Source organism: Streptomyces sp. NPDC087845 (genome assembly GCF_044742755.1).
GTDB lineage: Bacteria > Actinomycetota > Actinomycetes > Streptomycetales > Streptomycetaceae > Streptomyces.
The window spans coordinates 22,911-39,092 of the sequence record NZ_JBIUVC010000031.1 but is presented as its reverse complement, the minus strand read 5'-3'; the positions used below and the strand labels follow the sequence as shown (position 1 = coordinate 39,092).

General features: G+C 71.4%; 15 protein-coding genes. 9 read left to right on the top strand and 6 right to left on the bottom strand.

Annotation, left to right across the window (positions count from 1 at the left end):
• Positions 1–8: 8 nt before the first annotated feature.
• From ACIOMQ_RS39525 to ACIOMQ_RS39505, 5 genes are all read left to right on the top strand, one after another.
• Positions 9–1,286, top strand: a complete 1,278-nt coding sequence (locus tag ACIOMQ_RS39525) for an amidohydrolase family protein (RefSeq protein ID WP_402192595.1) — start codon at positions 9–11, stop codon at positions 1,284–1,286.
• Positions 1,286–2,521: an amidohydrolase family protein gene (locus tag ACIOMQ_RS39520; protein ID WP_402192593.1), complete on the top strand. Its 1,236-nt coding sequence runs from the start codon at positions 1,286–1,288 to the stop codon at positions 2,519–2,521. The genes ACIOMQ_RS39525 and ACIOMQ_RS39520 overlap by 1 nt, the downstream gene beginning before the upstream one ends.
• A 25-nt stretch (positions 2,522–2,546) precedes the next feature.
• Positions 2,547–3,260 carry a VIT family protein gene (locus ACIOMQ_RS39515; RefSeq protein WP_362205914.1) on the top strand — a complete coding sequence of 238 codons (714 nt, stop codon included), beginning with the start codon at positions 2,547–2,549 and terminating at the stop codon, positions 3,258–3,260.
• 258 nt (positions 3,261–3,518) lie between these two features.
• Positions 3,519–4,397 (top strand): sterol desaturase family protein, encoded by an 879-nt coding sequence (locus ACIOMQ_RS39510; protein WP_401756795.1) that lies wholly within the window; start codon positions 3,519–3,521, stop codon positions 4,395–4,397.
• The gene (locus ACIOMQ_RS39505; RefSeq protein WP_402192591.1) at positions 4,394–5,101 is read left to right on the top strand and encodes a lysoplasmalogenase; all 708 of its coding nucleotides are present in this window, start codon (positions 4,394–4,396) and stop codon (positions 5,099–5,101) included. Before ACIOMQ_RS39510 ends, ACIOMQ_RS39505 begins: the two co-directional genes overlap by 4 nt.
• Positions 5,102–5,179: 78 nt before the next feature.
• On the opposite strand, the gene ACIOMQ_RS39500 is transcribed toward ACIOMQ_RS39505, so the two are convergent.
• Both ACIOMQ_RS39500 and ACIOMQ_RS39495 read right to left on the bottom strand, forming a co-directional pair.
• Positions 5,180–6,598: a CoA transferase gene (locus ACIOMQ_RS39500; protein ID WP_402192588.1), complete on the bottom strand. Its 1,419-nt coding sequence runs from the start codon at positions 6,596–6,598 to the stop codon at positions 5,180–5,182.
• A 123-nt stretch (positions 6,599–6,721) separates the two neighbouring features.
• Positions 6,722–8,257 carry a S8 family peptidase gene (locus tag ACIOMQ_RS39495; protein WP_401264395.1) on the bottom strand — a complete coding sequence of 512 codons (1,536 nt, stop codon included), beginning with the start codon at positions 8,255–8,257 and terminating at the stop codon, positions 6,722–6,724.
• A gap of 292 nt (positions 8,258–8,549) precedes the next feature.
• On the opposite strand from ACIOMQ_RS39495, the gene ACIOMQ_RS39490 reads away from it, so the two are divergent.
• The 3 genes from ACIOMQ_RS39490 (at position 8,550) to moaA (ending at position 11,713) form a co-directional block, all read left to right on the top strand.
• Positions 8,550–8,915, top strand: coding sequence for a DUF485 domain-containing protein (locus tag ACIOMQ_RS39490; protein WP_362205899.1), 366 nt, complete (start codon positions 8,550–8,552; stop codon positions 8,913–8,915).
• A complete protein-coding gene (locus tag ACIOMQ_RS39485; RefSeq protein ID WP_402192586.1) occupies positions 8,912–10,552 on the top strand; it encodes a cation acetate symporter in 1,641 nt (546 codons plus the stop codon). The genes ACIOMQ_RS39490 and ACIOMQ_RS39485 overlap by 4 nt, the downstream gene beginning before the upstream one ends.
• A gap of 171 nt (positions 10,553–10,723) precedes the next feature.
• A complete protein-coding gene (moaA, locus tag ACIOMQ_RS39480; RefSeq protein ID WP_362205893.1) occupies positions 10,724–11,713 on the top strand; it encodes a GTP 3',8-cyclase MoaA in 990 nt (329 codons plus the stop codon).
• Here moaA and ACIOMQ_RS39475 read toward each other — a convergent pair.
• Together ACIOMQ_RS39475 and ACIOMQ_RS39470 are read right to left on the bottom strand one after the other, a co-directional pair.
• Complete coding sequence (locus ACIOMQ_RS39475; protein WP_362205890.1) at positions 11,710–11,967, bottom strand: hypothetical protein; 258 nt, start codon at positions 11,965–11,967, stop codon at positions 11,710–11,712. The genes moaA and ACIOMQ_RS39475 overlap by 4 nt on opposite strands.
• Positions 11,968–12,276: 309 nt before the next feature.
• On the bottom strand, positions 12,277–12,633 hold the full coding sequence (locus ACIOMQ_RS39470) for a DUF3099 domain-containing protein (protein ID WP_362205887.1): 357 nt from the start codon (positions 12,631–12,633) through the stop codon (positions 12,277–12,279).
• Between the two features lie 247 nt (positions 12,634–12,880).
• Here ACIOMQ_RS39470 and ACIOMQ_RS39465 point away from each other — a divergent pair, with 247 nt between their 5' ends.
• Positions 12,881–13,156, top strand: a complete 276-nt coding sequence (locus tag ACIOMQ_RS39465) for a GlsB/YeaQ/YmgE family stress response membrane protein (RefSeq protein ID WP_362205884.1) — start codon at positions 12,881–12,883, stop codon at positions 13,154–13,156.
• A 137-nt stretch (positions 13,157–13,293) separates the two neighbouring features.
• On the opposite strand, the gene tyrS is transcribed toward ACIOMQ_RS39465, so the two are convergent.
• Together tyrS and ACIOMQ_RS39455 are read right to left on the bottom strand one after the other, a co-directional pair.
• Positions 13,294–14,559 (bottom strand): tyrosine--tRNA ligase, encoded by a 1,266-nt coding sequence (gene tyrS, locus ACIOMQ_RS39460; protein WP_401264388.1) that lies wholly within the window; start codon positions 14,557–14,559, stop codon positions 13,294–13,296.
• Between the two features lie 53 nt (positions 14,560–14,612).
• Positions 14,613–16,007: a metallopeptidase TldD-related protein gene (locus ACIOMQ_RS39455; protein ID WP_402192582.1), complete on the bottom strand. Its 1,395-nt coding sequence runs from the start codon at positions 16,005–16,007 to the stop codon at positions 14,613–14,615.
• Between the last annotated feature and the right edge of the window lie 175 nt (positions 16,008–16,182).

The following is a 16,182-nucleotide window of genomic DNA, read 5'->3' as shown; positions in this document are numbered from 1 at the left end:
AGCGAGCGATGACCGACGACCCGTACCTGATCATCTCCTCCGACTGCCACGCCGGGCTGCCCACCGAGGAGTACCGGCCCTACCTCGACCCCCGCTTCCACCGGGACTTCGACGACTTCCTCGCCGGACGCGACCGCCGCCGTGAGGAGATGACCCGCCTCGGGGTGCGCAACGAGGCCTTCGCCGACCAATGGTTCCGCGACAACGAGGAAGGTCTGAGGGGAGGCTGGGACGCCGCACAGCGGCTCAGGGAACTCGACGGCGACGGGGTGGCGGCCGAGGTCGTCTTCCCCGACGCGGACGCCGTCGACAGCCGGACCGCCGCCCCGTTCGGCGTCGGCCTCGGACTCTCCGGCGACCAGGACCCGGACCTGGGCATGGCGGGCGCGCAGGCCCACAACCGCTGGCTCGCCGACTTCGTCTCGCAGAACCCCGAACGCCACTGCGGGGTCGCCCTGCTGCCCGTCACCGGCGAGGTCGACCGGGTCGTCGCGGAGATCCACCGGGCGAAGGAGTCCGGACTCGGCGCGCTCATGATCCCCTCCATGTGGGTGGACAAGGCCCCGTACCACGACCGCCGTTACGACCCGGTGTGGGCGGCCGCCGCCGAGACGGCGATGCCGGTCGTCACCCACTCCGGCGCGGCGCCGCGCCACGAGTACGGCGACCATCTCGGGATCTATGTCTCCGAGGTCACCTGGTGGCCGTCCCGGCCGCTCTGGTTCCTGCTCTGGTCGGGCGCCTTCGAGCGCCACCCGGGGCTGAGGTTCGGCGTCGCCGAGTCCGGCTGCTGGTGGCTGCCGAACCTCCTCTGGTTCATGGACCGGCTCTACCTCGGCGCCCACGGCGGAAAGAAACTCTCCCCGTTCGCGGAACTGAAGCGGCCCCCGCACGAGTACCTCGACCGCCAGGTCTTCATCTGCGCCACCAACACCAAACGCCGTGAACTCGCCCAGCGGTACGAGATCGGCGTCGACAACATCCTGTGGGGCAGCGACTTCCCGCACCCCGAAGGCACGTGGCCGGACACCGCCCGGTGGCTGCGCGACACCTTCCACGACATCCCCGTCGCCGAGACCCGCCGCATGCTGGGCCTCGCCGCGGCCGAGGTGTTCGGCTTCGACACGGCGAAGCTCGCCCCGATCGCCGAACGCATCGGCCCCACACCCGAGGGCCTGGGCCAGAGCGCCGACCAGGCGGCGGTCGAGGCGTCCTGGGCCAGATCGCGCGAAGTGGGCCGGCACTGGCTGACGGACCACGACTTCCCGGTCCTGGGGGCCGAGTGATGAACCGGAACACCGACCGCTACACGGTCATCTCCGCCGACTGCCACGCCGGAGCCGACCTCCTCGACTACAGGCCCTACCTGGAGGCGAAGTTCCACGACGACTTCGACGCGTGGGCGGCGGCCTACGTCAATCCGTACGAGGACCTCCTCGCCGACACCGCCGACCGCAATTGGAACTCCGCACGCCGCGTCGCGGAGCTGGCGGCGGACGGCATCGTCGCGGAGGTCGTCTTCCCCAACACCATCCCGCCGTTCTTCCCCTCCGCCGCCCTGATGGCGCCCGCGCCGTCGCAGGCGGAGTACGAACAGCGCTGGGCCGGCCTGCGCGCCCACAACCGCTGGCTCGCCGACTTCTGCGCGCAGGCGCCGGGCCGGCGGGCGGGCGTCGCGCAGATCCTCCTCAACGATCCGGGGGAGGCCGTACGCGAGGTCCGCCGCACCAAGGACGCGGGCCTGACCGGCGGCATCCTGCTGCCCGGTGCCCCGCCCGGCTCCGGCATTCCCGAGCTGTACTCACAGGTGTACGACCCGCTGTGGGCGGTCTGCGCGGAACTGGACGTACCGGTCAACCACCACGGCGGCTCGGCCTCCCCGCCGCTCGGCGACGAACCGGCGGCCCGCGCCGTCTTCATGGTGGAGACGACCTGGTTCTCCCACCGGGCGCTGTGGCACCTGATCTTCGGCGGGGCCTTCCGCCGCCACCCCGGACTGAGACTGGTCCTCACCGAGCAGGGCTCCGGCTGGATCCCGGGTGTCGTGGAGATGCTGGACTACTACCACGGACGGCTGGTCGCGGCGGCGGGCCGGGCAGCCACCGCCGAGTCCAAGTTCGGTGCGGGGCTTGCCGCTTCGATGGGCGCGAGCCCCGGCGAGGTGTGGCGCGACAACTGCTACGTCGGCGCCAGCTTCATGCGGCCCCACGAGGTGCCGCTGCGCGACCGGATCGGCCTCGACAAGATCATGTGGGGCAGCGACTACCCGCACGACGAGGGCACCGCCCCGTACTCGCGAGAGGGCCTGCGGATCGCGTACGCGGGCCTGCCGCCCGAAGAGATCGCGGCGATGACGGGCGGCAACGCCGCCCGTGTCTACGGCTTCGACCTGGCCGCCCTCGACCGTGTCGCCGCGACGGTCGGCCCGAGGGTGGACGAGATCGCCGAACCCCTGAAGGAGGCCCCGGCCGACGCGACCAGCCCCGCCTTCGCACGGGGCGGGTCGGTACGCGTGTGGTGACGGGGCGGGGTGAGACCATCCCCGGGTGACGGATACCCAGACGCATGACGAAGCGCACGGCGACGGGCTCGGCGCGCGGCTGAACTGGCTGCGCGCCGCGGTCCTCGGTGCCAACGACGGCGTGGTCTCCACCGCGGGCCTGGTGGTCGGCGTGGCCGGCGCCACCGCCGACCGCGGCGTCCTGCTCACCGCGGGCCTGGCCGGGCTGCTGGCCGGGTCCATGTCGATGGCGGCGGGCGAGTACGTATCGGTCTCCACCCAGCGTGATTCGGAGAAGGCCGCACTGGCGACGGAGAAGCAGGAGCTGGCGGAGGCCCCCGAGGCGGAACTCGTCGAGCTGACCGGCCTGTTGGAGGGCAAGGGCCTGAGCCGCGAAGTCGCCCGCGAGGCCGCCCTCCAGCTCACCGCACGCGATGCGCTGCGCGCCCACGCGGTGGTCGAGCTGGGCATCGACCCGGACGAGCTGACGAACCCCTGGCACGCGGCGGGCGCGAGCTTCCTGGCCTTCACGGTCGGCGCGCTGCTTCCGCTGCTGGCGATCGTGCTGCCCCCGGCGTCGCTGCGGCTGCTCGTGACGGTGCTGTCGGTACTGGCGGCGCTGGCCCTGACGGGCTGGTGGAGCGCCCGCCTGGGCGAGGCGGCACCGTGGCGGGCGGTGCTGCGGAACATGGGCGGGGGAGCGGTGGCGATGGCGGTCACTTATGCGGCGGGGGAGTTGCTGGGGGCGGTGGGGGCCTGAGGGCTGTCCGCCCGGGCGGGAAGAGGCCGGTGCCGGTGGCCCGGGTGCCGTACGCAGCAGTGATCGCCGTCGTGGCCGGTCGAAGCATCGCAACTCCCGGACCCCGCACAGCAGTTAACCCCCCACGGAAGCACCGGTACAGGGACCGTCCGACGCCCGCGTTGGCAGAAGTCACCAAAGACTGCTGACACCACGTCTCGCATACTTGTTGGTAACAACGTCTAGTCCGCGGCCGACCTGCGGCTCTACGGTGCTCGCATGCCGCCGAACCTGCCCGATGTCGTGCTCTGGTCCATACCGGCCTTCGTCCTGCTCACTGTCCTCGAAATGGCCCTCCACCACTTCCATCCCGATGAGGAAGCCGCCGGATACGAGGCCAAGGACGCCGTCACCAGCATCACCATGGGGCTCGGCAGTCTGGTCTTCGACCTGCTGTGGAAAGTGCCCATCGTCGCGATCTACACCGCCGTGTACGAGCTGACCCCGCTCCGGGTCCCCGTGCTGTGGTGGACCGTCCCGCTGATGCTGCTCGCGCAGGACTTCTTCTACTACTGGTCCCACCGCGGCCACCACGTAGTCCGGATCCTCTGGGCCTGCCACGTGGTCCACCACTCCAGCCGGAGGTTCAACCTCTCCACCGCGCTGCGCCAGCCCTGGACCTCGCTGACCGTCTGGCCGTTCTACCTGCCGATGATCGCGTGCGGCGTCCATCCGGCCGCGCTCGCGTTCTGCTCGTCGGCGAACCTCGTCTACCAGTTCTGGGTGCACACGGAGCGCATCGGCAAACTCCCCAGGCCCTTCGAGTACGTACTGAACACGCCCTCCCACCACCGGGTGCACCACGCGTCGCAAGGCGGCTACCTGGACCGGAACTTCGGCGGCATCCTGATCCTGTGGGACCGGTTCTTCGGGTCCTTCACCGCGGAGACGGAGCGGCCCGTGTTCGGCCTCACGAAGAACATCGACACGTTCAACCCGCTCCGCGTCGCCACCCACGAGTACGCCGCCATCGCCCGCGACGTGCGCGCGGCGGGCAACTGGAGCGAGCGGGCCGGGCGGATCTTCCGCGGGCCCGGCTGGCAGCCCGCCGGAACGGCCGCCCGTACGGCCCTCCCCGTCCAGGAGCGCACCGGATGAGCGCCGATGCCTTCATGGCAGCCGATGCCGCCGCGGACCGGCGCGCCCGTCTCGTCCGCCCGCTGCTCATCGCCTTCCTCGCGGCCTGCGCCGTCGACCTCTTCGGCGTCCTCGCCGACGTCCCGGTCGTCCACCTCGTCGCCAAGCCCCTGCTGATGCCGCTGCTGGCCGGGTACGCCGCCGCGCGGCGCGGCCCCCGGCTGCTCGTCGTGGCGCTCCTGTGCGGCTGGGGCGGCGACACACTGCTGCTGTCCGGCTCCGGTACCGTCTTCCTCGTCGGCATGGGGTCCTTCGCCGCGGGCCACATTTGCTATCTGTGGCTCTTCGGACGCGCCCGGAGCCCGCTGCTCGCCGCGGCCGGGTACGCGGCCGTCCTGGCCACCTTCCTGGCGCTGCTCTGGAACGGGCTGCCGGCGGACATGCGGATCCCGATGACCGGCTACAGCCTGCTGCTCACGGCGATGGCGTACCGCGCCGGCGCCCTCGGCCGGTACGCGGCCGTCGGCGGCGCGCTCTTCCTGCTCTCCGACGCGCTCATCGCCACCGGCATCGCCGACTGGCCGCAGCTGCCCGCCCCCGACTTCTGGGTCATGCTCACCTACGTCGCCGCGCAGTTCCTGCTGACCGTCGGAGCGCTCGCCCCCGGTGTGAAATCGCCCGATTTCACCCGTGTGGCGTACCGTGAGCCGCGCATCGGCGTCTGACATCCGCGAGGCCCCCCGCCCATGCGCGCCGCCGCCGTCCAAGCCCCCACGACATGCGCACGGCCCCGAGAGTGCTCATCAAGCCGTGAGCCAGGCGGTCGCGTCCGCCCCCAGCGGGCCGGGCGGGCGCGACCAGTCGGTGGGGGAGCCGTCGAAGGCGACCGGCGGCAGGGCGTGACGCAGCCGGCCCAGCGGGCCGTCGGTCTCCGTGAGCCACTTCTCCGGGTCGTACGACGGACCTGTGGCTTCCGTCTCCCGGCGGGCGGGCAGCTCGTCCAGCAGCCAGGCGGCGGTACGGGCGAGCGAGAGCGTGGCCAGCCGGGAACCGCCCTCGTCGTGCTGCTCGGTCAGTGCGCGCAGCACGGCAGCGGCCAGCAGATAGCCCGTGCCGTGGTCGAGCGCCTGGGCGGGCAGGGCACCGGGCGGGCGCTCCGCCCCGGCCGTCGCCTCGACCGAGGCGATGCCGGTGGCCACCTGCACCAGGCTGTCGAAGCCGCGCCGCTGCCCCCACGGGCCGTGCCCCCAGGCCGAGAGCCGCCCGATCACCAGCCCCGGCCTGCGCGCGGCCAGGGACCGGGGCGTCAGACCGAACCGCTCGACCGCGCCGGGCCGGTAGCCGATGACGACCACGTCCGCGTCGGCCAGCAGTTCGTCGAAGGCGGCCGCGCCGGAGCGGCTGCCGAGATCCAGATCCACCGACCGCTTCCCGAAACCGGTGTCGCTGTGCGCGTCCGGGCTCTCCGGGAGCTGCGGGGCGTCGATCCGCAGGACGTCCGCGCCGAGCAGCGCGAGCGTACGGGTGGCGACGGGCCCCGCGATGACCCGGGTGAGGTCCAGCACGCGCACCCCGGCGGCGGGCAGCAGCGGTTCACCGGTGAGCGCCGCCGCCCGGCGGACGGGCGCGCCGCCGATACGGTCCCTGGCCACCAGCGGCGTGCCCGTGAGGGCGGCGCCCCGGGGGTCCGCCGCCCACTCCTCGGGCGTACGGGCGGCGACGGCCAGGCCGCCCGCCGCGTACACGGTCTGCTCGATCTCGCTGCCCCGGCGCCCGGCGAACGAGGCGGCGACGGCGTCCACGGCGATGCCGTCCGGGGTGTCCGCGGGCAGTCCGAGCGTGGCGAGCAACCGGGCCCGGTGGTGCGGGTAGTTGGCGTGTGTCCGGACCCAGCCGTCCGCCGTGCGCCAGAACCGGGACAGGGGCGCGAAACTGGTCGGCGCGCGCCCGTCGACCCGCAGATGGCGCTCGCTGGTGAACGCCGTGGCCACCGCACCGTCGTCGACGCGGACCCGCGGCACGGCGTGCCCGGTGCGGCGGGCAGCCAGTTCGGCGGCGGCCAGTGAGCAGACCGCGACGGCGGAACGGGCCAGTTCCATGACGGGCAACCGGGAAGGCAGCAGCCCTTCGGGGCCACCCGTTTCGATGCGGGCGGGCAGTGCGGGACCGCCGCCGAGAGCCGCCCAGGCCTGCTCCGTACCGGACATGCGTGCGTGAGTCATTCCCGCACTATGGCACTGCGTGCCATCTGCCAGGAAGGGAGCCGGGAGACACCCCGTACGGGCCCGCGAAGAGACAGCGGGCGGGACCGCCGGTTCCGGCCCCGCCCGCTGTGCGGCGTTTCCCTACCAGCGGACCGCGTTCAGCGCGTTCACCACACCGGCCCCGTAGAAGCCGTTGCGGTTCTTGCCGCCCTTGCAGACGGCGTCGACGCTGCCGTCGCCGTCGATGTCGTACGGCGCGCCGCAGGCGGTGGCGTCCGCCTCGGCCGACAGGAGCGCCTTCACCGCAGCCGCGGAGGCGTGCGGGTGCGTCGACTTGATCAGGGCCGCGACACCCGCGACATGCGGGGAGGCCATCGACGTGCCGGCCTTGTAGCCGTACCTGCCGCCCGGCAGCGTGGACAGGATCAGGCCGCTCGTGGCGGGCGGTGCGGGCGTCTGGTAGACCGTCGAGTCGCCGCCCGGGGCCGCCACGTCGATGACGCCGTTCCCGTAGTTCGAGTACGAGGCCTTCAGACCCTTGGCGCCGGTCGCGGAGACGGTCACGACGCCCGGCAGCATCGCCGGGATGTCGAGGCACGTGCGCGGGTCGATCGTCCGGGTGGCCGGCGTGGTGTCGTCCGGGCTGGACGCGTCCTCGATCGCCCCGGAGGCCAGGTCGAAGCTGCTGTTGCCGGCCGAGGCGACGTTCACCGTGCCCTTGCGCTCTGCGTACCGCGTGGCACGGGCGACGGCCTCGACCAGGGCGCCCTGGTCGAGGTCGTTCTTGCAGTTGAACATCCACGGGTCGGTGTAATAGCTGTTGTTGGTGACGTCGACACCGTGCTCGCCGGCCCAGACGAAGGCGCAGACGATCGACTCGGTGTAGAAGAATCCGTCCGGGTTCGCCACCTTGATCCCGGCGACCTTCACGCCCGGCGCGACCCCCGTGACCCCGATGCCGTTCTTCGCGGCGGCGATGGTGCCCGCGACATGCGTGCCGTGGTCGCTCTCACCGGTCTTCGGACGCCAGGAGCCGTCCGTCGTGTCCGGCGCCCCGGACACGCAGTTCGCCGAGGCCCCGCGGTTGAAGTTCGGCGCCAGGTCGGGGTGGGTGTCGTCGACACCCGTGTCGATGACACCGACCGTGACCTTGCTGCTGCCCAGCGTCTTCCGGTGCGCCTGGTCCGCCTTGATGGCGGGCAGGTCCCACTGCAGGGGCTCCATCGGATCCTGGCCGGCCGTCGCCTCCGCCGCCGCGCTCCGGGCCTGCTCGGCGGTGAGCGGCTGCTCGACCCCGATGTCCGTGGTGGCCTGCGGAACGATGGGGTTGGTACGGGTGGCCCCGGCCGAGTCGACCCCCTTGACCCGGCGGATCGACTTCGCGAAGTCCGGGTTCTGCGCGTGGGCGACGACGACACCGATCTGGTCATAGGCGACCACCACCGTGCCGCCGGCCTCGGCTATCGCCTTCTTCACCCGCGCGACGGTCCCGTGGCCGCCCCGGGTGTTGACCACGTACGAGAGCTTCGGGCCGTCGGCCGACACCGCCGCCGCGGGCTGCGCGTCCACCGGTGCGGCAGAGGCGGCCCCCGTCGGCAGGAAGCCGAGTGAGGCCGTGAGTGCCAATCCGACGGGCAACGTCAGCGCGCGCGTCCGTCTGGATCCCAGATGAGCCATGGGGTCTCCACATCATCCGTGCCGGGCGACCGGACACGGGGTGTGCCAAGTCGCGTACATGACGAGTGAAGTTATCGCTGATCATCCCCGCTCATCAATGACTCCGGGGTATCGGGTTTGCCCGGACGGCCGCGCGGCGGCGGGGTCCGAGAAGTGCGCAACCGCGGTGAACCGCTTCGCCGCGCCGTCCGTGCCGTTGTCAGGGGAGGCGCACCACCACCCCCCGACACCGAGGTTCCGCCCAGTGAGATCCACCGTCCCCACCACCGCACCCGCATCGCGAGGAGATTCCGTGGCTACCGATGCACCGCCGCCCGAGGTCAGTACGGACACCCGCCCCGCCGAGCCCACGACCGAGGCGTTCATCGCGACGCAGGAGAGCGGGGAGTTCGGCGAACTGCGTGACACGTACCGCTCCTTCGCCTTCCCGCTGACCATCGCCTTCGTCCTCTGGTACCTGCTGTACGTGCTGCTGTCCAACTACGCGGGCGGCTTCATGGGCACCAAGGTGTACGGCAACATCAACGTGGCCTTCGTGTTCGGCCTCGCCCAGTTCGTCACCACATTCCTCATCGCCTGGCTCTACTCGCGCCACGCCGCCGCGAAGCTGGACCCGAAGGCCGAGGCCATCAAGTCCCGTATGGAGGCCGACGCATGAGCGCCGCGTACCACCCGCACCCCGCACTCCAGCTGGCCGCCTCCTCGACCACCGAGCACCGGCCGCTGATCATCACGCTCTTCGCGGTGTTCGTCGCCGCGACCCTCGGCATCACCGTCTGGGCCGGGCGGCAGACCAAGAGCGCCTCCGACTTCTACGCCGGCGGCCGGCAGTTCACCGCGTTCCAGAACGGGCTCGCGGTCTCCGGTGACTACATGTCGGCGGCCTCGTTCCTCGGCATCGCCGGAGCCATCGCCCTCTTCGGCTACGACGGCTTCCTGTACTCCATCGGCTTCCTCGTCGCCTGGCTGGTGGCCCTGCTGCTGGTCGCCGAACCGCTGCGCAACTCGGGCCGCTACACGATGGGCGACGTCCTCGCCTACCGGATGCGGCAGCGCCCGGTCCGAACCGCGTCCGGCGTCTCCACCATCGTCGTCTCGATCTTCTACCTGCTGGCGCAGATGGCGGGCGCCGGCGTCCTGGTCTCGCTGCTGCTCGGCATCACCAGCGACGCGGGCAAGATCCTCATCGTCGCGCTGGTCGGCGTGCTGATGATCGTCTACGTCACCATCGGCGGCATGAGGGGCACCACCTGGGTCCAGATGGTCAAGGCCGTCCTGCTCATCGCCGGTGCCCTCCTGATGACCTTCCTGGTGATGCTGAAGTTCGACTTCAACATCTCCGACCTGCTGGGCACGGCCGCGGCGAAGAGCGGCCACGGGGCGGCGTTCCTGGAGCCCGGACTCAAGTACGGCGCCACCGGCACCTCCAAGCTGGACTTCCTCTCCCTGGGCATCGCCCTGGTCCTCGGCACCGCCGGACTCCCGCACATCCTGATCCGCTTCTACACGGTGCCGACCGCCAAGGCCGCCCGCAAGTCGGTCAACTGGGCCATCGGCATCATCGGCGCCTTCTACCTGATGACCATCGCGCTGGGCTTCGGCGCCGCGGCCCTGATCGGCCCGGACGAGATCAAGGCCAAGAACCCGGCCGGCAACGCGGCCGCCCCGCAGCTCGCCGAGTACCTCGGCGGGGTCGGCTCCACCGGCGGCGCCGTGCTGCTGGCCGTGATCTCGGCCGTCGCCTTCGCCACCATCCTCGCCGTCGTCGCGGGGCTCACCCTCGCCTCCTCGTCCTCCTTCGCGCACGACATCTACGCCAACGTCATCCGCAAGGGGAAGGCCACCGAGAAGGAGGAGATGCGGGCCGCCCGCTGGGCCACCGTCCTCATCGGCGCGGTCGCCATCCTCCTCGGAGCCTTCGCACGCGACATGAACGTCGCCGGACTGGTGGCGCTCGCCTTCGCCGTCGCCGCCTCCGCCAACCTGCCGACGATCCTCTACAGCCTCTTCTGGAAGCGCTTCACCACCCGGGGCGCGCTGTGGTCGATCTACGGCGGTCTGGCCGGCTCGGTGATCCTGGTGCTGTTCTCCCCGGTCGTCTCCGGAAACCCGAAGACATCGATGTTCAAGGGCGTCGACTTCGCCTGGTTCCCGCTGGAGAACCCGGGCCTGATCTCCATCCCGCTGGGCTTCCTGCTCGGCTGGATCGGCTCCCTCCTCTCGAAGGAGGAGCCGGACAAGGGCAAGTACGCCGAGCTGGAGGTCAAGTCCCTCACCGGCGTCGGAGCGCACTGAGCGAGAAGGACCCGGGTACGGCCCGGCCGCGTCGTAGAGTCCTACGAGACGGCCGGGCCGCTCCTCGTGCCATACGAGCCCCTGCGATGTCACAGGTCTCGCGTAGTCTCGGAGGAGTCAGCCCGGAAGGCCGGACAAGGCAGCCGGGAAGCAACCGGGGAGGGGGCCCACATGCTCATCGACACCTATGACCGGGTCGCCACCGACCTGCGCGTGTCGCTGACCGACCGCTGCAATCTGCGGTGCACGTACTGCATGCCGGAAGAGGGCCTGCAATGGCTGGCCAAGCCCGATCTGCTCACCGACGACGAGATCGTCCGGCTGGTCCGCATCGCCGTCACCCGGCTGGGCATCACCGAGGTCCGCTTCACCGGCGGCGAACCGCTCCTGCGCCCCGGGCTCGTCTCCCTCGTCGAGCGATGTGCGGCACTGAGCCCGCGCCCCAGGATGTCGCTCACCACCAACGGCATCGGACTGAAGCGCACGGCGGCCGCGCTCGGGGCCGCCGGCCTGGACCGGGTCAACGTCTCGCTGGACACCCTGCGGCCCGACGTCTTCAGGACACTCACCCGCCGCGACCGCCACCACGACGTGCTGGCAGGTCTCGAAGCCGCCCGCGACGCCGGCCTCACCCCGGTCAAGGTCAACACCGTCCTGATGCCGGGGCTCAACGACGACGAGGCCCCCGACCTGCTCGCCTGGGCCGTCGAGCACGGATACGAGCTCCGCTTCATCGAGCAGATGCCGCTCGACGCACAGCACGGCTGGAAGCGCGACGGCATGATCACGGCAGGTGACATACTCCAGTCGCTGCGCACCCGTTTCACCCTCACCGAGGAGGGCGACGCAGAGCGCGGCTCCGCCCCCGCCGAGCGCTGGCTCGTCGACGGCGGGCCCCACCGCGTGGGCGTCATCGCCTCCGTCACCCGGCCCTTCTGCCGGGCCTGTGACCGGACCAGACTCACCGCCGACGGCCAGGTCCGCACCTGCCTGTTCGCCCGCGAGGAGACCGACCTGCGCGGCGCCCTGCGCTCGGACGCACCGGACGAGGAGATCGCCCGGATCTGGACGCTCGCGATGTGGGGGAAGAAGGCCGGATCCGGTCTGGACGACCCGTCCTTCCTGCAGCCGGACCGGCCGATGTCGGCGATCGGCGGTTAGGGCCTGCCCGGTCCCGGTCGGCCGGACTCCCACTCCGCCAGGGTCACCACGTCCTTGAGGAAACCCCGGACGTCCAGGAACGAGGCGAGGTGCTCCCGGTGTTCCTCGCAGGCCAGCCACGTCTTGCGGCGCTCCGGGGTGTGCAGCTTCGGGTTGTTCCAGGCCAGCACCCACACGGCGTCGGCCCGGCAGCCCTTGGCGGAACAGATGGGTGCGGCGGCAGCGCTCTCGGCCGCGGATTCGGGGGAGTTCACGGACTCAACCCTAGGTCAGCGCGGGTACGGACCACGCGGGCCGGCCGGCCGAGGAATCAGCACCGGACCCGGACCGGAGCCGAAACCGGAGAAAAGTCCGGAGAAAAGCCGGAGAAAAAGCGACGCCGGGCAGCCACGGGGGGAGCTGCCCGGCGTCGGTCTGTCGCTCCGACGGGGGATGCGGAGCGCTTTCGAAGTATGTCACGCAGACCCGGGTGCGGTGCACCGTAACTTCATGATTGATCTGAGGTTTTCGCGACCCTTGGGTGCGGTGCGGCCTCAACTGTGCTCATGCCGAATTCCCGTGGCTCACGCCGATCCACCGGCGCGCCGGGCGCTGTCGGCCTCCGGGCCGGAATCCGCCACGGGCGCGGCGTCGAGTACCGGCCGCATCGGCGCCGGGACGAAGGTGGAAGGAAGCGAAGGAGTGTTCTCCCGGCCCGCGTTGGCGATGACCACCGCCACGTACGGGAGCAGAACCCCGAGCGCCAGTGCGACGATCGCGACATACCGCTCGACGTTCCACAGCACGGCGGCCAGGACCACCGAAACCGTCCGGACGGACATCGAGATCACATAGCGCCGCTGCCTGCCGCGCACATCGTCCGCGAGCCCCTGCCGCGCCCCCGTGATCCGGAAGACCTCGGCACCGCTCTGCTTCCGCATCACGCCTCCACCACCCTTCCCCCGGCACCTCACGGATCGGGGGAGACCTCATTCCCGCGCCGGACGCTCCCCGGACCGGACCGCATCCACGGTACGCCCGGTGCCCGGCGGCTTCGAGACCGGGGCGCGCCGCATTCGTACGATCGGGAGCGGCACCGCGCATACGGACGCCTCCGACGTGCGGCGCACGGCCCACGGGCCGAGACTGGGCCCACATGCGCGACATCGCGTCGCACGAGGAGGCGACATGGGCTGGTTGTGGGCAATCATCGTGGGCCTGGTGCTCGGTGTGATCGCGAGGGCGATCCTGCCCGGCAAACAGAACATCCCACTCTGGCTGACGACGGTCTTCGGGATCCTCGGCAGCGTCCTCGGCAATGCCGTGGCCACCTGGATCGGTGTCAACAACACCAAGGGCATCGACTGGACACGCCATCTGCTCCAGCTGATCGGCGCGGTGGTCGTCGTCGGTCTCGGCGACATGCTGTGGACATCGTTCCGCGGCACCAGACAGAAGGCCTGAGCCGGGCGGAGGACCCGAGCCCGGGCGAAAGGTGTGCCCCGGGCCCCCACGCGCGTGCGGCCGGACACGCGTCACGCGTGCCCGGCCGCACTGCCGATGTCCGTCGGCCGGTGACCAGCCGGTGTCCGTCCGCCGGATCAGCCGGTGACCTCGACGGCGGCGAGGTTCTTCTTGCCCCGGCGCAGCACCAGCCACCGCCCGTGCAGCAGCTCCTCGCGGGCCGGTGCGCTCTCGCCGTCCGTGACCTTGACGTTGTTCACGTACGCACCGCCCTCCTTCACCGTGCGGCGGGCGCCCGACTTGCTCGGCGCCAGGCCGACCTCCACCAGGAGGTCCACCAGCGGGCCGAGCTCGGTGACCCGCGCGTGCGGCACCTCGGACAGCGCGGCGCTCAGCGTCGCCCCGTCCAGCTCGCCCAGCTCGCCCTGGCCGAAGAGCGCCTTCGACGCCGCGACGACCGCGGAGCACTGGTCGGCGCCGTGCACCAGCGTCGTCAGCTCCTCGGCCAGGGCGCGCTGCGCCGTCCGGGCCTGCGGACGCTCCTCGGTGACCTTCTCCAGCTCCGCCAGTTCCGCGGGGCTCTGGAAACTGAGGATGCGCATGTACCGGGAGATGTCCCGGTCGTCCACGTTCAGCCAGAACTGGTAGAACGCGTACGGCGTCGTCATCGCCGGGTCGAGCCAGACGGCCCCGCTCTCGGACTTGCCGAACTTGGTCCCGTCCGCCTTCGTCATCAGCGGGGTCGCCAGCGCGTGCACCTCGGCACCCGGCTCCAGGCGGTGGATCAGGTCGAGGCCGGCGGTGAGGTTGCCCCACTGGTCGCTGCCGCCCTGCTGGAGGGTGCAGCCGTAGCGCCGGTACAGCTCCAGGAAGTCCATGCTCTGGAGCAGCTGGTAGCTGAACTCGGTGTAGCTGATGCCCTCGTCGGACTCCAGCCGCCGGGCGATGGAGTCCTTGGTCAGCATCTTGTTGACCCGGAAGTGCTTGCCGATGTCCCGGAGGAACTCGATCGCGGACATGCCCGCGGTCCAGTCCAGGTTGTTCACCATGACCGCCGCGTTCTCGCCCTCGAAGGACAGGAACGGCTCGATCTGGGACCGCAGCCGCGACACCCAGTCGGCGACCGTCTCCGGGTCGTTCAGCGTCCGCTCGGCGGTCGGCCTCGGGTCACCGATCTGGCCCGTGGCCCCGCCCACCAGGGCCAGCGGCCGCAGACCGGCCCGCTGGAGCCGGCGCATGGTGAGCACCTGCACCAGATGGCCGACGTGCAGACTCGCCGCGGTGGGGTCGTAGCCGCAATAGAACGTGACGGGACCGTCCGCGAGAGCCTTGCGCAGTGCGTCCTCATCAGTGGACTGGGCGAACAGCCCACGCCACTTCAGCTCGTCGACGATGTCCGTCACGGTTCTTTCTCTCCTCAGATGTGTGTCGAATGGCAACAGCAAGTCTAGGCGGGTCACACGCCGGGGCTCACCGAGCTCATGTTGAAGTCCGGGATCCGCAGCGCGGGCATGGCGGCCCGGGTGAACCAGTCGCCCCACTCGCGCGGCAGCGTCTTCTCCGTACGGCCCGCCTCCGCGGCCCGCGACAGCAGGTCCACCGGCGACTCGTTGAACCGGAAGTTGTTGACCTCGCCGACGACCTCGCCGTCCTCGACGAGATAGACCCCGTCGCGGGTCAGCCCGGTCAGCAGGAGTGTCGCCGGATCGACCTCCCGGATGTACCACATGCAGGTCAGCAGCAGCGCGCGGCCGGCCGTCGCGGCCACCATCTCGTCCAGCGACCGCTCACCCCCGCCCTCCAGCACCAGGTTGTCGATCGCCGGCGCGACCGGCAGCCCGGTCAGCCCCGCCGTGTGCCGGGTGGTCGTCAGCTGCTCCAGCCTGCCGTCCCGGATCCAGTCGGTCGACGTCAGCGGCAGACCGTTGTCGAAGACGGAGGCACCGTCGCCCGAGGCATGGGCGATCACGAACGGCGCCGACTCCAGGTCCGGTGCGTGCGGGTCGCTGCGCAGCGACAGCGGCAGCTCGGACAGGGTCTCGCCGAGCCTCGTCCCGCCACCCGGCTTGGAGAACACCGTCCGGCCCTCCGAGGCATCCCGTGCCGTCGAGGACCACAGCTGGTAGATCAGCAGATCGGCGACGGCGGTCGGCGGCAGCAGCGTCTCGTACCGCCCGGCGGGCAGCTCGATACGGCGCTCCGCCCAGCGCAGCCGCTGCGCCAGCTCCGCGTCGAGCTCGGCGGGGTCGACGTCCTTGAAGTCGCGCGTCGAGCGGCCCGCCCAGGTCGACCGGGTCCGGTCGGGGGACTTGGCGTTGAGCTCCAGCGTCCCGTTCGGCTGGTCGTGGCGCAGCCGCAGCCCCGTCGAGGTGCCGAGGTAGGTCGAGGTCAGCTGGTGGTGGGCGAAGCCGTACAGCTCACGGCCGCCGGACCGGGCCCGGGCGAAGGCGTCGCCGAGCGCCGGGGCGAACTCCGCGAAGACGTCCGAGCCCGTCTCGGCGGGTGCGTCCATGAAGCCGGGCGACGTGGGGACCCCGCTGACCAGCGGCTGTGCGTCCTCGGCAGGACCGGCCCCGCGCGCGGCGGCCTCGGCGGCCCGTACCAGCGGCTCCAGGTCGTCGGCGGTGACCGCGGACCGCGAGACCACGCCGGACGCGGTGCCCTGCGCACCGTCGACGGTCGCGATGACGGTCAGGGTCCGCCCCCGCGTCACGCCGTTCGTGGTGAGCGCGTTGCCGGCCCAGCGCAGATTCGCGGACGACTCCTCGTCGGCGATGACCACACAGCCGTCGGCGGTGGACAGTCCGAGCGCCCGCTCGACGATCTCGTGCGGCTTGCTGACGCGGCTCATCGTCCGGCCTCCTGCGTCGTGTTGAGACTGTGCTGTCCCGGGGGGCGACCCCCGGACCCCCGGCCGGTTCCGTGGTGACCGCTCATCGTCCGGCCTCCTGCGTCGTGTTGAGACTGTGCTGTCCCGGGGGGCGACCCCCGGACCCCCGGCCGGTTCCGTGGTGACCGCTCATCGT

What these genes read in the sequence shown, in the direction of transcription:
- ACIOMQ_RS39525 (WP_402192595.1), top strand. Translation starts at nt 9, where the DNA reads ATGACCGACGACCCGTACCTGATCATCTCCTCCGACTGCCACGCCGGG.
- ACIOMQ_RS39520 (WP_402192593.1), top strand. Translation starts at nt 1,286, where the DNA reads ATGAACCGGAACACCGACCGCTACACGGTCATCTCCGCCGACTGCCAC.
- ACIOMQ_RS39510 (WP_401756795.1), top strand. Translation starts at nt 3,519, where the DNA reads ATGCCGCCGAACCTGCCCGATGTCGTGCTCTGGTCCATACCGGCCTTC.
- ACIOMQ_RS39505 (WP_402192591.1), top strand. Translation starts at nt 4,394, where the DNA reads ATGAGCGCCGATGCCTTCATGGCAGCCGATGCCGCCGCGGACCGGCGC.
- ACIOMQ_RS39500 (WP_402192588.1), bottom strand. Translation starts at nt 6,598, where the DNA reads ATGACTCACGCACGCATGTCCGGTACGGAGCAGGCCTGGGCGGCTCTC.
- ACIOMQ_RS39495 (WP_401264395.1), bottom strand. Translation starts at nt 8,257, where the DNA reads ATGGCTCATCTGGGATCCAGACGGACGCGCGCGCTGACGTTGCCCGTC.
- ACIOMQ_RS39485 (WP_402192586.1), top strand. Translation starts at nt 8,912, where the DNA reads ATGAGCGCCGCGTACCACCCGCACCCCGCACTCCAGCTGGCCGCCTCC.
- moaA (WP_362205893.1), top strand. Translation starts at nt 10,724, where the DNA reads ATGCTCATCGACACCTATGACCGGGTCGCCACCGACCTGCGCGTGTCG.
- ACIOMQ_RS39470 (WP_362205887.1), bottom strand. Translation starts at nt 12,633, where the DNA reads ATGCGGAAGCAGAGCGGTGCCGAGGTCTTCCGGATCACGGGGGCGCGG.
- ACIOMQ_RS39465 (WP_362205884.1), top strand. Translation starts at nt 12,881, where the DNA reads ATGGGCTGGTTGTGGGCAATCATCGTGGGCCTGGTGCTCGGTGTGATC.
- ACIOMQ_RS39455 (WP_402192582.1), bottom strand. Translation starts at nt 16,007, where the DNA reads ATGAGCCGCGTCAGCAAGCCGCACGAGATCGTCGAGCGGGCGCTCGGA.